Source organism: Falsochrobactrum shanghaiense, assembly GCF_003149535.1.
GTDB lineage: Bacteria > Pseudomonadota > Alphaproteobacteria > Rhizobiales > Rhizobiaceae > Brucella > Brucella shanghaiense.
In genome coordinates this window covers 625,327-639,975 of sequence record NZ_QGDB01000002.1, presented here as the reverse complement: position 1 = coordinate 639,975, position 14,649 = coordinate 625,327, and the positions used below count along the sequence as shown (strand labels likewise).

Here is a 14,649-nt window from a genome sequence, read left to right as displayed (position 1 = left end):
CAAGACAGTATGACAACCGACAGGAAATATTCGATGGTCAAGGCTCTGCGCATCGAGAGCGAAAATATTACCCGCTTCGCCGAGGTCGACGAAGCCCCGCTTTTGCCGGGCCATGTTCGTGTGGCCGTGCGGCATGTCGGGCTGTGCGGCAGCGATCTGAACACATTCAAGGGGCTTAATCCGCTGGTCGAACTGCCGCGTATTCCCGGCCATGAAATCGGCGGCGAAATCATCGAGGCGGGCGAGGGCGTGAGCGCGGCCTATGCGAAGGGCAAGCGCGTCATCGTGATGCCTTACACCAATTGCGGCACCTGCACCTCTTGCCGCAAAGGCCGGCTGAACGCATGTCGCTATAACAAGACGCTTGGCGTACAGCAGAATGGCGGATTGGCCGAGCAGATCGTGCTGCCCGCCGAAAAGCTTATTCTGAACGAAAGCCTGCCCCCGCGTCATCTGGCGCTGGTCGAGCCGCTTTCCGTCGGCTTTCATGCGGTCGAGCGCGGGCGGGTTGCAGCAGGCGATGTCGTTGCGGTGCTTGGCTGCGGCATGATCGGCATGGGTGTGCTGCTTGGCGCCGTCGCACGCGGTGCGAAGGTTATTGCCATTGATCCAAGCGCCGAAAAGCGTGAGCTGGCGCTGAAATTCGGCGCAAGCCATGCACTGGCGGGCGGTGAGGATGCGGTGGCGCAGGTTGAGAAGCTGACCAATGGTGATGGCGTAGACGTGGCCTTTGAAGCGGTCGGCCTGCCGATCACGTTCACGCAGGCGGTGGATATGGCCGGCTTTGCCGGTCGCGTCGTCTATGTCGGCTATTCGAAAGCGCCGGTTACCTACCAGACTCAATTCTTCAATCTCAAGGAACTCGACATCATGGGCTCGCGCAATGCGACGCTGGGTGATTTCGAGGCGGTGATCCAGCATCTCGAAAAGCTTGGTGCGGATGCCGATGGACTGATTTCACGCGTTTTCCCGTTTGAGGAGGCCGAATCGGCGCTCCCATTCTGGGACGGCGACCGAAACGTTCTGAAAATCGTGATCGAGCGAGCGTGATAAATGGGGGCTTATGCAGGGAAGGAAATGCATAAAGCCTCCACATAACCGGCCGTAGGGCCACCAGAACCCTGAAGGGAGGGAATAGCAATGAAAAAACTTGTTACCGGTATGATTGCGGCAGGCATGTTGCTGGCCGGAAGCATGGCTGCCCTGGCGGCCAATGTGACGATCAAGGTCGCCTATGAAAACAATCCCGGCGAGCCTTTCGATGAAGTCATGCATTATTGGAAAGACGATCTGGCGAAGCGCTCCAACGGAGAGATCACGCTCGAACTCTATCCAAGCTCGCAGCTCGGCTCCAAGAAAGACGTGACGGAACAGGCCATGATGGGCCTCAATGTCGTCACCATTTCCGATGTCGGCTTCCTTGCCGAATATGACCCCGATCTCGGCGTCCTTTACGGTCCGTTCCTGAGCGACAATCCGGCAGACCTTTTCAAGGCCTATGACGGCGAGTGGTTCAAGCAGAAGTCGGAAGAACTCAAGGCGAAAGGCATTCGTGTCGTCATGCCGAACTACCTCTACGGTATTCGTCATATCATCGCGAAGAAGCCGATCCGCACCCCTGACGATCTCAAGGGCATGAAGATTCGCGTGCCGAACAACGTCATGCAGATCAAGACCTTTGAAGCCATGGGCGCAACGCCGACCCCGATGCCGCTTGGCGAAACCTTTCCGGCGCTGGCGCAGGGCGTGATCGATGGCGTCGAAAACCCGATCTCGGTTCTTTACGGCCAGAAGTTCCAGGAAGAAGCCAAATATCTGAGCAAGGTCGGCTATCTGACCAATGTCGCTCTCATCATTGGTGGTGAGGCCTTCTTCTCGACGCTGCCGGAAGAGCAGCAGAAGATGATCCACGAATCCGCTTATGATGCGGGCCTTTACAGCCAGAAGCTGACGATCGAAAAAGACAATGAAATGATCGAAAAGATGAAGGAAGCGGGCGTCGAGATCATCGAAGTCGACCGCGCTCCCTTCAAGGCGCTTGCGGAAAAGGTCTACACCCAGTTCCCGGAATGGTCTCCAGGTCTCTATGAACAGATCCAGACCGAACTGAACTGATTCAATCCCAATTCGGATATTGCCATGTCGCGGCTGGCCCGCGGCATGGCATCTTCATGGAATTTGATCCGATGAAACTTTTTGAAAAACTTATCGACTGGCTGGCAGCGGCCCCGCTTTTTATCCTGCTTGCTTTGTTCAATGTGGCGGTCGTCATGCGCTACTGGATGCATCAGCCTTTGCAATGGACGGAAGAAATCGCCGGTCTGCTGATGATCTGGATCGTGATGCTTGGCAGCGTCGCGGCGGAACGCGACCAACAGCACCTGCATATTCCGATGCTTGTTGATGCTTTCCCTGAAAAGCTTCGCGATATAATCAACGCAGTCGTCGGCTTCGCCTCCGGTCTCTTCCTGCTTTATGTCTCCTATGCCGGTTATAAGCTCGCGATAGGGGCACAGTTCAAGGTGACCAGCGTATTGCGAGTCTCCTATTTCTGGATCGACATCGCTGTGCCTGTCGGCTTCGTCATCATAGCCCTTTATATGTTCTCCGGCGCTTTCAAGACCTTGCGCGCCGCTTTTGCGGGAGACAAGGCATGAGCCTGACCACCATCGTTCTCATCATGCTGGCGCTGATCGCGCTCAACATGCGCCTTTATGTCGGCATTCTGATCGCCGTCTTTACCTATTTCCTCTTCTTCAATCCGATGCCGATCGCGATTGCCGTGCAGCGCTTCATCAGCCCGGCGCAGAACACGTCCCTATTGGCAATTCCGTTCTTCATCATGCTCGGCACGGTCATGTCCCATACGGGAATTGCCGAACGTCTGATCAAGGTGGCCGACATTCTCGTCGGTCGCATGCGCGGCGGCATGGCGCTCACCAATATCATGGTTTCCACCCTGATGGGTGGTGTGAGTGCTTCCAATCTCGCCGACAGCGCCATGCTCACCCGCATGATGGTGCCGGAAATGGTCAAGCGCGGTTATGACAAGGCGTTTTCCTGCGCCGTCACCGCTGCCGGTTCGCTGATCACGCCGATCATTCCGCCCGGTATCGCGCTTATCATTTATGGCCTGATTGCTGACGTTTCCATCGGCAAGATGTTCATGGCCGGTATTGTTCCGGGTATTCTGGGTGCGGCAATCCTGATGTTCGCTGCCTATCTGACTTCCGTGAAGCGTGGCTACAAGCCGAGCCGCGAGCACCGGATGTCAGGCAAGGAAGTCGCGTCGACGCTGGCTTCCGCATGGCCTGCCGTGGTGTTGCTGTTTGCCATCCTTGGCGGTATCCGCATGAACATCTTCACACCCACGGAAGCGGGTGCGGTTGCGGTTACGCTGGTGCTGATCATCGGTTTTGTGATCTATCGCGAGATGCGCGTGTCGCATGTGGTGGATTCGCTGATTGAAACCGCGAAATCGACTGCCTCCGTCATGCTTGTCATCATGGCGTCGTCGGCGCTTGCCTGGGTGTTCTCGCTTGAGCAGGCTGGTGTGGCGCTGATGCAGTTTATCTCGTCCTTCACCGACAATCCTTATGCATTCCTGCTGGCTGTGAACGTGATCCTGCTACTGCTGGGCGCTCTGATCGAGGGCACCGCGCTGATGATCGTTCTGGTGCCGCTGCTCATGCCGACTGTTCATGCGCTTGGCATCGACCCGGTGCATTTTGGTATCGTCGTGATCGTGAACCTTTCCATCGGCACGTTGACGCCGCCCGTTGGCACGGTGATGCTGATGGTTTGCAATATCGCCAAGGTGACCGTTGGCGACTTCACGAAACAGGCCGTGAGTATGTATGCAGCACTGTTCCTGCTGCTGGGGCTGGTGACTTACGTGCCGATTATTTCGACATTGCTTACTTACTGATAAAGAAAAGCGCGGGGAAACCCGCGCTTTTCATTTTTGCCCTGCCATGGGTCATTTGACGGCTCCGAGCGCAAGTCCCTTGATGAGATAGCGCTGTAGCCAGATGAACAGGATCGCGACGGGAAGCGTGGCGACGAGGGTCGCGGCCATGACATAGTGCCATTCGACCGTGTAGCGCCCCGCCACCAGAGAAAAGACCTGAATGGGCAGCGTATAGCTTTCCTGACGGCGCAGCATGGTGAGCGCGACCACGAATTCATTCCACGCATTGATGAAGGTGAAAATCGCCGTCACCGCGATTGCCGGCAGGCAAAGCGGCAGGAAGACTTTCACCAGCGTCTTGCCGCGTCCCGCGCCCTCCATCCATGAGGCTTCCTCCAGATCGCGTGGTATGGTGTCGAAATAGCTTTGCAGCATCCAGACCGTGAAGGCGATATTGAAGGCCATATAGACCGCGCCGACCGCCGACACACTTTCGATAAGCCCATAGGCGGCGAGCAGGCGAAACAGCCCAAGCACCAGAACGATGGGCGAAATCATTTGCGAGACGAGCAGAAATTGCCGGAACGCGCCCTGTCCTGCAAAGTGAAACCGCGACATGGCATAGGCGGCAGGAATGGAGACGATGATTGCACCGGCGGAGGCGATTACGGAAACATATAATGAGTTCAGCAATGCCGTACCGAACCCGGTCTGCACCCACATTTCCGAAAAATTCCGCCAGCGAAAGGTGCTGGGCCACCAATGGGGCGACAAAACTTCCTGCGGCGGCTTGACCGCCGTCAAGAACATCACCGCGAAGGGAAACAGTGTCAGCACGATGAGGGGTGCAAGAATGATCCAGGCCAGAACGGTGCGTTTGATCTTTGAGCGGGTCATGCGTTTTCACTCCGCATCGAAAGCCGGATATAGATCGCGGTAAAAACCAGCAATATCGCCAGCATGATGAGCGACACGGCGGAAGCTTCGCCGAGCTTTCCGAGCCGGAACGCCAGTTTGTAAAGATGCGTCACCAGAATGTCGGTGGAGTTTGCCGGTCCTCCCTGCGTCATTACCCAGATGATGGGGAAGGAATTGAACACATAGATTGTGTTGAGCACGATTGCGATGTTCACGAAAGGTTTGAGCAGCGGCAGGGTGATCTCGCGAAATTGCTGCCACGGATTGGCGCCTTCAAGCGATGATGCTTCGTACAGATCGTCAGGAATGGATGAAAGCCCGCCCAGGAAGATCGTGGTCGTAAAAGGCACCGTCACCAGAATTCCGACGAGAATCTGCATGGGAAAGGCGGTGGCGGCACTTGCCAGCCATTGGATATTGGTGTCGATGATGCCCAGATTGCGCAGAGCCGAATTGAGCATGCCGCTTTCGCCATTGAGCGCCCAGCGCCAGACAATCGCCGTCATGGTGAGCGAGACGGCCCATGGCAGCATGATGATGACGCGCGCCAATGAGCGCCCGTAAAAATCCATATTCAGAATGATCGCAACCGGAATCGAGACGAGCATCGCGCCGCCCACCACGGCTATCGTCCAGAAGGCGGTTCGCGACAATGCATTGATGAAATCCGGTGAGGCCATCAAGGCCGAAAAATTCGCTCCCCCATTGTAATCGCGCAATTGTCCGAAGCGGTTTACATCGTGGGTTGCGATTTCAAACAGGTTGACCACCGGCCAGAAGATCACCACCGCTGCCAGCAGCAGGCTCGGCAGAATCAGCAAATAGGGCAGGCTGCGATTTTGCATCGACAATCGGCTCCCTTGGAATAAGCCCGGCACCATTATGCAATGATGCCGGGCGAGGGGAGGTTATTTCTTGAGGATTGCATCCGCCTTGGCTGCGGCGTCCTTCAGGATGGTTTCGGGTTCTCCCTGTCCAAGATAGATGCTCTGCATCGCATTGGACGTAATGTCGGCAATCTCTTCCCAGCCGGGGATCACCGGCGCAAAGCGCGCATCGGGCAGAAGTGCGGTGAAGGCTGCAAGATCGGCATTATTGACATAATAATCCATCTTCGCTTCTTCCTTGTTCACAGGAAGGAAGCCTTCGCCCTGCGTGAACTTGGCGCGCCAATCGGTCTGGAACAGGAAGTCGAGCACTTTCCAGGCTTCGTCCTTGTTCTTTGAATTCTGGAACATGATGACGGAATCAGTCACGCCATAGGTGCCGCGCGCGCCGGTGGGACCGGCGGGAATAGCGGCAACGCCATATTTGAGATCAGGCGCTTCTTCCTTGATCTGGTTGGACAGGAAAGGTGCCGTGATCATCATGCCGATCTTGCCCTGCTTGAAGAGGTTCTGCACATCTTCACGGGCATAGGAGGTGACGCCGGGCTGGGTCAGTCCTTCGTCGATCATGGATTTATAAAGCTTGGCGGCGTCCAGTGCGCCCGGTGTGCTCAGGCCCGACGTGCCATCCTCGTTGAGGATTTCAGTCCCGTAAGACCACATGGCATAGTAATAATAGACGTCGGTCTCGATTTCCTTGCCCTGCAGGCCGAAGCCGTAATTCTCGGCGCCCAGCGCCTTAATTTTCTCCGCACCGGCCTTGAGTTCATCCCATGTCGCGGGCGGATTTTCGATACCCGCCTTTTCGAACAGGTCTTTATTGTAATACATCGCGCGCGCAGAAGCTGCGATAGGCAGGCCGTAGGTCTTGCCTTCCAGCACTGACGGCGACAGGAAAGTCTCGATAAAGCGGCCCTTGAATTCGTCGTCCATATAGCTGTCGAGCGGCTCGGCAATGTCCTGCTGCACGAAGTCGATCAGCCAGCGCGTGCCGATGATGGAAAGATCGGCATTGGTGCCTGCCGAAATATCGGTGGTCAGTTTTTGCAGAAGCACATCCCAGGGGACGATCTCGAAATTAAGGGTAATGCCGGGATTGGCGGCTTCAAAAGCCTTCTTGACCTCTTCGAAATAGGGACCGGTCTTGGAGCTGTACTCAGCGACCGTCATGCGTACTTCGCCCGCCTGTGCAGTCGAGCCAAGCATCAGAATGCCTAATCCGGCCAGAAGGCCGGCTTTCCATTTATTGATTGACATTGTCTCGTTCCCTTATTGGACTTGTCTATGCGAAGTCATTATTTTTAGTATTATTTTCCTACATTATCGGCAATTCATCTGCTTTCAAGCAAAAACGATTATTGCAAACCCGCATTATCACTTCTAGGCTCACGGAACTGGACTTGAACAAGACAGGCGCGACAAGCGTCGGATATAGGGGAACAGTGTGGAGCAGTCAGGCGAATTTGCCGGAAAAGCCGTCCTGATCACCGGTGCAGGCGGTGGTCTTGGTACAGCCCTTGTGCGGCTGTTCGGATCGCGCGGCGCGCGGATCATCGGCTGCGACATCGCCATTGATACGATGTCAGAGGCCGGTTTTCACAGGCGCCATGCTTTCGATCTTGGCAATCGCGCGGCTATTGATGCTGCAGTGAGCGAAATTATCGACGCCGACGGGGTTCCCGATATTGTCATCAATAATGCCGGCTGGACGCGCGCGGAATCATTTGACGGGCTGGATCAGGACAAGATCGGCGCGGAAATCGATCTCAATCTGACAGGGGTTGCGGGATTTTCCACGCTGCTTGCGCGTGCGATGGCCGCGCGGGGAAGCGGCGTTTTCGTGTTTGTCTCCTCTGTGAACGCAGTTTTGCATTTCGGCAATCCTGCTTATGCCGCAGCCAAGGCGGGGATCAATGCATTTGCACGCGCTCTGGCTGTGGAATATGGCCGGAATGGCCTGCGCGCCAATGTCGTTTGTCCGGGGTCTATTCATACGGCTGCATGGGATCATCGCATCGCCCGCGATCCCGGCATATTGGACAAGCTCAGACGGCTTTATCCGATGGGGCGCATCGTCAATGTCGATGAGGTCGCCGAAGCGGTGGCCTTTCTCGCATCGGCGCGCGCCTCCGGCATAACGGGCGCGGTGCTGCCCGTCGATGCGGGGCTGACGGCCGGATGCCGTCCGTTCATAGACGACATTCTCGGAGGAAACTGAAGCAATGAAAGACGTTTCCCTTCGCGGACTGACCAAGACCTATGGACAGCTCAATGTTCTCGATGGGATCGATCTCGACGTTAAAAGCGGCGAATTCCTCGTGCTGGTCGGGCCGTCGGGTTGTGGAAAATCGACGCTACTTCGCATGGTGGCCGGACTGGAAACGATTTCCGCTGGCGATCTGATTATCGGCGGTGAACGGGCAAATGAGCAGCCGCCGCAAAAACGCAATATTGCGATGGTGTTCCAGTCCTATGCGCTGTTTCCCCATATGACGACACGCGAAAATATCGGTTTCGGGCCGCGTATTCGCGGTGAGGATGCCGCCACCACGGCAGCGAAGGTGGAGAAGGCGGCGTCCATTCTCAATCTGCATTCCTATCTCGATCGCTACCCCCGCCAGCTTTCGGGCGGTCAGCGTCAGCGTGTCGCCATGGGCCGCGCTATCGTGCGCGAGCCATCGGTGTTCTTGTTCGATGAGCCGCTCTCCAATCTGGATGCGCAATTGCGCGTCCAGATGCGCACCGAGATAAAGGCGCTGCACCGCCAGCTCAAAACGACCGTCATCTATGTGACCCATGACCAGATCGAGGCCATGACCATGGCGGATCGTATAGTGGTCATGAATCAGGGAAAAATTCAGCAGATTGGCGCGCCGCTTGAGCTTTATGACCGGCCCGCAAACAAATTTGTGGCAGGCTTTATCGGCTCACCTTCGATCAGCTTTATCTCCGGCACGCTTTTTGGCGGCAAATTGTTTCGCAGCAAGGATGGCGAAGAGCTTGCGGTTTCCGCGCCATCGGTCTTGCAGCGCCCGGTAGAAGCCGGGATTCGGCCGGAAAATTTCACCATTGCGCGAGACGGCAAAGGGTTGACGCTGACGGTGGAAGCGGTCGAGCCGACCGGGCCGGAAACACATGTTTATGGCCGGATCGCTGACGAACCGGTGCGCGTCGTGTTTCGCGAGCGGGTTCATCTTTCACCGGGGGAGCGGGTTCCTGTTACTGCCCGGCCAGAGCATATCTATCTCTTCGAGCCGGAAAGCGGCTTGCCACTATGATGCGCAGCGGCGCGCGAGTGCCCTGGATTTCGGCCCTGGATTGCAGGAGGTGCCAATGAAGGAAATCGTCAATCCCTTTAAGGGGGACAAGGATCGCGAGCAGATCTGGGACATGCTGGTGCGGCGCGATATTGAGGCGTTCGTGGCGCAGGATTGGGCGCGTGTGGCCGATGATTTCGACGAGGAGCGCTTTCTGGGTATTCATGCGCATGGAGAACGCGACCCTGATAAATGGGATGCGGCCTTTGCGACATTGAGTGCCTATCGTGCTGAGTGGCTGCGGCAGGCGGCGCAAAGTGCGGCTACGCAATATGCCGAATCCCTGGCGCAAGGCATATATAGGGCCACGAATCTCAGCGCCATCGACATCACGGAAAATGTCGCTGTTGCGCGTAAAAAATTCGATGGAACGATCGCCAAAGCGGATGGATCCTTTGATCGTCTGAACTGGCAGACACTTTATTTTTGCCGCAGTGAAGGCGGGCGCTGGAGGATAACCGGCTTCGTCGGCTACATGGCATATCGCTGAAGAATGGCCGCTCGGGCAGCGGCATCGGGCAGCTCGAAACCGCGGATTCGCGCCTGTTATGACGTTTGGTCAGGCGGGATAGTGACCAAGTATAACCAGACAATTTCTATATGATTATATTTGGTATTCTTATGATAATACTAAAAAGAGCGCATGTCGCAGCTAAATCCATATTTGTCGCAGTCCGCCGATTTAGGATGCTTTCACGGGACTACTATCATTGTCGGGCTGGCCGGTTTTTGCGGCAATCCGCTTGATCGTCAGGCCCCTATATTTTGTCATGCGCCCATCGAAAAATAATTCAGGGAACGGGTGCATAAAGAAGAATTCGCGGCTGTGGGTGGACATGTCGAGAAATGACCTATATAAATTCAGCTTACAAATCGCCAATCATTCTTCACGGGACGTTCGTTTCCCGCAAGTTGTGCATGTCAATTTTGCGCCAGGATGAAGAATATTTAATAGTAAAAAGGAGATTAAGTCCGCCGGCACAGCGGGGTTAAACATAATGCATGGTATTTTATACAAGGACGATAGTATGAAGTCGCCAGCTAAGACGAAAATAAGCTTGAATGGCGTTTTTAAAGTCTTTGGCGACGATCCTGAGCGCGCGATGCAGGAATTGCGTGCAGGTAAATCAAAGGCCCAGATTCACACGGAATATGGCGCAACCATCGGCGTAGATAACGCAAGTTTCGATATTTACGAAGGCGAAGTATTCGTCATCATGGGCCTCTCCGGTTCAGGTAAATCAACGCTGTTGCGCCTGCTCAACCGCCTCATCGAACCAACCTCGGGTTCCATCGAAATTGATGGCCGTGACATCGTGAAAATGTCGAAGCGCGAGCTGATTGATCTTCGGCGCCGCGACATGAGCATGGTGTTCCAGTCTTTTGCGCTGCTTCCCAATCGCACGGTTTTGAACAATGCTGCTTTCGGGCTTGAAGTGGCCGGAATGGGTGAGGCCGAGCGGCATGAAAATGCGCTTGAGGCGCTTGCCGCGGTAGGGCTGGAGCCTTACGCCAACAGTATGCCGGATCAGCTTTCAGGCGGCATGAAGCAACGCGTCGGTCTGGCGCGCGCATTGGCGAGCGAGCCGACCATCCTGCTGATGGACGAAGCTTTTTCGGCACTTGATCCGCTGATCCGCACCGAAATGCAGGATGAACTGAAGCGGCTTCAGGAAAAGAAGAGCCGTACCATCATTTTCGTCAGTCATGACCTCGACGAAGCCATGCGTATCGGCGATCGCATCTGCATCATGCAGCATGGCAAGGTTGTCCAGATCGGGACGCCCAACGAGATCGTTTCCGCACCGGCCAACGATTATGTTCGTTCCTTCTTCCGCAACGTCAACGTGTCGCGCGTTTTCACCGCAGCCGACGTCGCGCGTGAGGACGAACTGATCGCCTTCGACCCCGCGCAACTGGCTTCCGCGCTGGAGCGGCTCGATGCGAGCGGCAAGACATACGGGGTGCTGGTCGATACCGATCATATTTATCGTGGCGTCGTCACGCGCGATGCGCTGGCAAATGGCGGTAGCGCGGCGGGCGCTGATGATGATCTCGATTGCGCGGCGACCATAAAGGCCGATGCACCGCTTTCCGAGCTTTTGATGCGTGTTGCAGAAAGCCCGTGGCCGGTGCCCGTAACCGATCAGCATAATCGTTATCTGGGGGCCATCAGCAAATCCGCACTGCTGGAGACGCTTGGCCGCGCTGGCTGATCTGTCGCGCACTGTCGGACGCTTCCGGCAGATTGATTCAAGGATGGTCCCAAAGGACCGTCCGGAGCATTTCCGGCAAATCGCACAGCGGTTCTGCCTTTGGATAATGCGTTGGAGCGCATCCCGAAAAGTGTGAAACGGTTTTCGGAAAAGATGCGCGTTTAAACAAAAGCTTAGAGCGCGATCTGATTCAACCAGATCGAGACGCGCTCTAAAACAAGAACTTGAGAAGCGGATTGGGTGTTCCCGTTTGAATGGGGTCCGCTCTCATCCAGCCAGAGGCAACTCGATCCGAACTGGACGGTGAACCATGGATTTGAATTTTAGTATCGGCGGGTGGGCCGATGTCGCGGTCAATTATATCCTTGACCATTTCACGCCTGCGCTTGACATGATCGCGGCAACGATCGGCTTTCTGACCGACGGCATTCAGGACACGCTCATTGCTGTTCCGCCATTGGCGGGCACTGCAATTCTCACTTTGCTGGCGCTGTGGCGCGTGGGCTGGAAATTTGCAGTCTTCACTGCCCTGGCGCTCGCGCTTGTCATCCATATGAATTTGTGGATCGGTACGATGGAAAGCCTGTCGCTGGTGCTGGCATCAACGATCGTGGCGATGATCGTAGGCATTCCGCTCGGCATTGCCATGGCGCGCAGCGATACTGTTGCATCGATCATCCGCCCGGTTCTCGATCTGATGCAGACCATGCCGGCTTTCGTCTATCTCATTCCGGCAGCAATGTTTTTCGGCCTGGGTGCCGTACCGGGCACGATCGCTACGGTGATCTTCGCCATGCCGCCGGTGGTGCGTCTGACCAATCTGGGCATTCGTCAGGTCGATGCGGAATTCGTTGAGGCGGGGCTGGCCTTTGGCTGCACTTCGCGGCAGCTGCTGTTCAAGGTGCAGCTCCCCAATGCGATGCCTTCCATCATGGCTGGCGTCAACCAAACCATCATGCTGTCGCTTTCCATGGTGGTTATCGCCTCGATGATCGGCGCAGGCGGGCTGGGCAATACGGTTCTTACGGGTATTCAGCGTCTTGATGTCGGCAAGGGGTTTGAAGGCGGGCTGGCAGTGGTCATTCTGGCCGTCATTCTTGATCGTATCACGCAAAGCTTCGGCAAGGGGGATTCTGGCGGCGTAATGGGCTTTTTCAAGCGGCTGGTCGCCATGAAAAAGGCGTCCGATGAGCCATCGGCTTCGCCATTTCGCAAACAAGAAGCATGAATGTGAAAATGGGAACACGTAAAATAGAAAAGGAGAAGGTATGTTGGGAAAACTGACAAAGTTCGGACTGGCCGCGATTGTCGCTGGCAGCATGACAGCTGGCGCAGCCTATGCGCAGGATAGCACGACCGTGAAAATCGGCTGGGCCCCATGGTCCGACGCGGAATTCGTGACCAAGCTTGCAGCCAAACTGATCGAAGATAATCTGGACCAGAAGGTCGAACTGGTTCAAACCGACGTTGCGCCATTGTATCAGGGCGTAAGCCGCGGCGACATTGATGCCATGATGATGGCATGGCTGCCCGAAACCCATGCGGATTACTACAAGCGCATCGAGGACAAGGTTGAAAACCTCGGTCCGCTTTATGAAGGGGCGAAGCTCGGCTGGATCGTGCCGGATTATATTCCGGAAAGTGAAATCAGTTCTATTGAAGACCTGAAAAAGCCGGAAGTGCGCGAAAAGCTCAAAGGCGAAATTCAGGGCATTGATCCGGGTGCGGGACTGACGCGCCTGTCGCAGGAAGCAATCGAAAAATACGGTCTCGATTACAAGCTCAATATTTCCAGTGAAGCGGCCATGCTCACGACTGTGGACCGCGCAACACGTTCGGACGGCTGGTTTGTCGCCACCTCATGGAGCCCGCACTGGATGTTCGGCAAGTACAAGCTGCGCTATATCGATGATCCGGAAGGTGCGCTTGGCGGCGCAGAGCATATCGATGCCATTGCACGCAAGGGCTTCAAGGAAGACAATCCGAAGGTGGCATCACTGCTTACCAAGATGAACATTCCGATCAGCGAGCTGGAAGCGGCGATGTTCCAGGCACAGGAAACCTCTTACGAGCAGGCTGTCGACAAATATATCGCAGACAATCCTGATCGCATCAAGGAATGGCTGGCTGAATAAGCAAGCCAAGCCTGAAGGCGGGACCTGCTGCTGAAGAGTAGCTGGAAAAACGCTGATCGAGTTTCAGGTAAAGTGCATATAAACGCCAGAGCGGCTCCGGTTTAAACACAATCCGGAGCCGCATTTTATTGCATCATCCGAAAGCATCGGAGCCGGACAGAAACCAGTCCGGTTAACTGATTTCCCTGCGGCGGTGTTTCACATTCTTGCTGGAAAAACAGGCGCTTATCGGAAAGACAGGCAGGGACGGGTTCCTCCCCCGAGAACCCGTCCCTGGATGCATCGCCCCCCGCTAAAGGTTGGCCGATGCGTGACCCGGAAATATTTCCAAGGCGAACCGCGCCTAAACAGGATCGCCTGTTTTTCTTCTCAAATCTTTGTTCTGGTATGCATTTTCAATGCAAACTGTTTCGCAGCCACGCTGGAAACTCTCTAATCAGGCACAGCAACTTTAGCGCACTTATAGTTATAATTGCAACCGCAATCTTGTTCGAAATATGGCATGAAGGGCCAACGGCAGGGCAGGTCCAGATAAAGCCTTGAATGCGTGTCTGCATGCCCGTCTCATCGGGGCAAGTCATTTCATCCTTCATCGGATGAAATCAGGCTGCTCCAGTCCGCAGGCACGCAGAAAAAGCGTGCTGACTTCCTTCTCGATGCGTTCGAGATCGAGTGGTTCCTCAGAGGCCAGTTCCATCATGCTGCGCACCTGTATTTCAAAATCGGCATAATGCTGCGTTACGGCCCAGATGTGCATTTGAAGGAGCAGCGGATCGACCGGCTTTATGCGGCCTTGATCGACCCATGACTGGATCAGCCCGACCGCATTATGGGTGGCGGCGACATGTTTGGCCCAATGACGCTTCAAATAGGGCGCGCCATTGGCGATTTCGGTGGTAAAAAGGCGCGAGGCTTTCGGGTTTTTCTGGCTGTATTCGAGTTTTCTCCGGATATATTGCCGGATTACTTTTGCCGGATCTTGTTCAGCGGTCGCACCGAGAAAGATCTGCTCCCACTCATCGAGGATAAAGACGATAATATCCTCGTAAAGCTCTTCCTTGCTGGAAATATAATAATGCAGTTGCGGCTTGGTCAGTCCGGCGCGCTGTGCGATGCCCTGCGTGGATGCTCCCACAAGGCCTTTTTCAGCAAATTCATCGATGGCGGCAGTGCGGATGGCGTCGAGAATGCGCTGCCTGCGGCCGAGAACCCTGTCCCGGCCGGTCAGTTCATTGTCGCTATTTTCGACTTCGCCGCTCACGACAT

The 14,649-nt window shown here is 55.5% G+C and carries 14 protein-coding genes; 10 read left to right on the top strand and 4 right to left on the bottom strand.

Annotated features, from left to right (window positions below):
• Positions 1-33 precede the first annotated feature (33 nt).
• The 4 genes from DKP76_RS06855 to DKP76_RS06840 all read left to right on the top strand — a co-directional run bounded on the left by DKP76_RS06855 (position 34) and on the right by DKP76_RS06840 (position 3,928).
• Positions 34-1,050, top strand: a complete 1,017-nt coding sequence (locus DKP76_RS06855; protein ID WP_109705675.1) for a zinc-binding alcohol dehydrogenase family protein — start codon at positions 34-36, stop codon at positions 1,048-1,050.
• Positions 1,051-1,140: 90 nt separating this feature from the next.
• Positions 1,141-2,115: a C4-dicarboxylate TRAP transporter substrate-binding protein gene (locus tag DKP76_RS06850; protein ID WP_109705674.1), complete on the top strand. Its 975-nt coding sequence runs from the start codon at positions 1,141-1,143 to the stop codon at positions 2,113-2,115.
• A 71-nt stretch (positions 2,116-2,186) separates the two neighbouring features.
• Complete coding sequence (locus DKP76_RS06845; protein WP_109705887.1) at positions 2,187-2,657, top strand: TRAP transporter small permease; 471 nt, start codon at positions 2,187-2,189, stop codon at positions 2,655-2,657.
• The gene (locus DKP76_RS06840; RefSeq protein WP_109705673.1) at positions 2,654-3,928 is read left to right on the top strand and encodes a TRAP transporter large permease; all 1,275 of its coding nucleotides are present in this window, start codon (positions 2,654-2,656) and stop codon (positions 3,926-3,928) included. Before DKP76_RS06845 ends, DKP76_RS06840 begins: the two co-directional genes overlap by 4 nt.
• Positions 3,929-3,979: 51 nt before the next feature.
• On the opposite strand, the gene DKP76_RS06835 is transcribed toward DKP76_RS06840, so the two are convergent.
• The 3 genes from DKP76_RS06835 to DKP76_RS06825 form a co-directional block, all read right to left on the bottom strand.
• Positions 3,980-4,807: a carbohydrate ABC transporter permease gene (locus DKP76_RS06835; RefSeq protein ID WP_109705672.1), complete on the bottom strand. Its 828-nt coding sequence runs from the start codon at positions 4,805-4,807 to the stop codon at positions 3,980-3,982.
• Positions 4,804-5,673: a carbohydrate ABC transporter permease gene (locus DKP76_RS06830; protein WP_109705671.1), complete on the bottom strand. Its 870-nt coding sequence runs from the start codon at positions 5,671-5,673 to the stop codon at positions 4,804-4,806. The genes DKP76_RS06835 and DKP76_RS06830 overlap by 4 nt, the downstream gene beginning before the upstream one ends.
• Before the next feature lie 63 nt (positions 5,674-5,736).
• Positions 5,737-6,972 carry an ABC transporter substrate-binding protein gene (locus tag DKP76_RS06825; protein ID WP_109705670.1) on the bottom strand — a complete coding sequence of 412 codons (1,236 nt, stop codon included), beginning with the start codon at positions 6,970-6,972 and terminating at the stop codon, positions 5,737-5,739.
• A gap of 187 nt (positions 6,973-7,159) precedes the next feature.
• Here DKP76_RS06825 and DKP76_RS06820 point away from each other — a divergent pair, with 187 nt between their 5' ends.
• The 6 genes from DKP76_RS06820 (at position 7,160) to DKP76_RS06790 (ending at position 13,383) form a co-directional block, all read left to right on the top strand.
• A complete protein-coding gene (locus DKP76_RS06820) occupies positions 7,160-7,933 on the top strand; it encodes an SDR family NAD(P)-dependent oxidoreductase (RefSeq protein ID WP_109705669.1) in 774 nt (257 codons plus the stop codon).
• 4 nt (positions 7,934-7,937) lie between these two features.
• Positions 7,938-8,993: an ABC transporter ATP-binding protein gene (locus DKP76_RS06815; RefSeq protein ID WP_109705668.1), complete on the top strand. Its 1,056-nt coding sequence runs from the start codon at positions 7,938-7,940 to the stop codon at positions 8,991-8,993.
• A gap of 55 nt (positions 8,994-9,048) precedes the next feature.
• Positions 9,049-9,522 (top strand): hypothetical protein, encoded by a 474-nt coding sequence (locus tag DKP76_RS06810; protein WP_109705667.1) that lies wholly within the window; start codon positions 9,049-9,051, stop codon positions 9,520-9,522.
• 538 nt (positions 9,523-10,060) lie between these two features.
• Positions 10,061-11,248, top strand: coding sequence for a glycine betaine/L-proline ABC transporter ATP-binding protein ProV (proV, locus tag DKP76_RS06800; protein WP_109705886.1), 1,188 nt, complete (start codon positions 10,061-10,063; stop codon positions 11,246-11,248).
• Between the two features lie 310 nt (positions 11,249-11,558).
• A complete protein-coding gene (locus DKP76_RS06795; RefSeq protein ID WP_109705665.1) occupies positions 11,559-12,476 on the top strand; it encodes an ABC transporter permease in 918 nt (305 codons plus the stop codon).
• A 40-nt stretch (positions 12,477-12,516) separates the two neighbouring features.
• A complete protein-coding gene (locus DKP76_RS06790; RefSeq protein ID WP_109705664.1) occupies positions 12,517-13,383 on the top strand; it encodes a glycine betaine ABC transporter substrate-binding protein in 867 nt (288 codons plus the stop codon).
• A 589-nt stretch (positions 13,384-13,972) separates the two neighbouring features.
• On the opposite strand, the gene DKP76_RS06785 is transcribed toward DKP76_RS06790, so the two are convergent.
• Entirely contained in the window at positions 13,973-14,644 is a 672-nt protein-coding gene (locus DKP76_RS06785; protein ID WP_109705885.1) for a TetR family transcriptional regulator C-terminal domain-containing protein, read from the bottom strand.
• Positions 14,645-14,649: the final 5 nt, after the last annotated feature.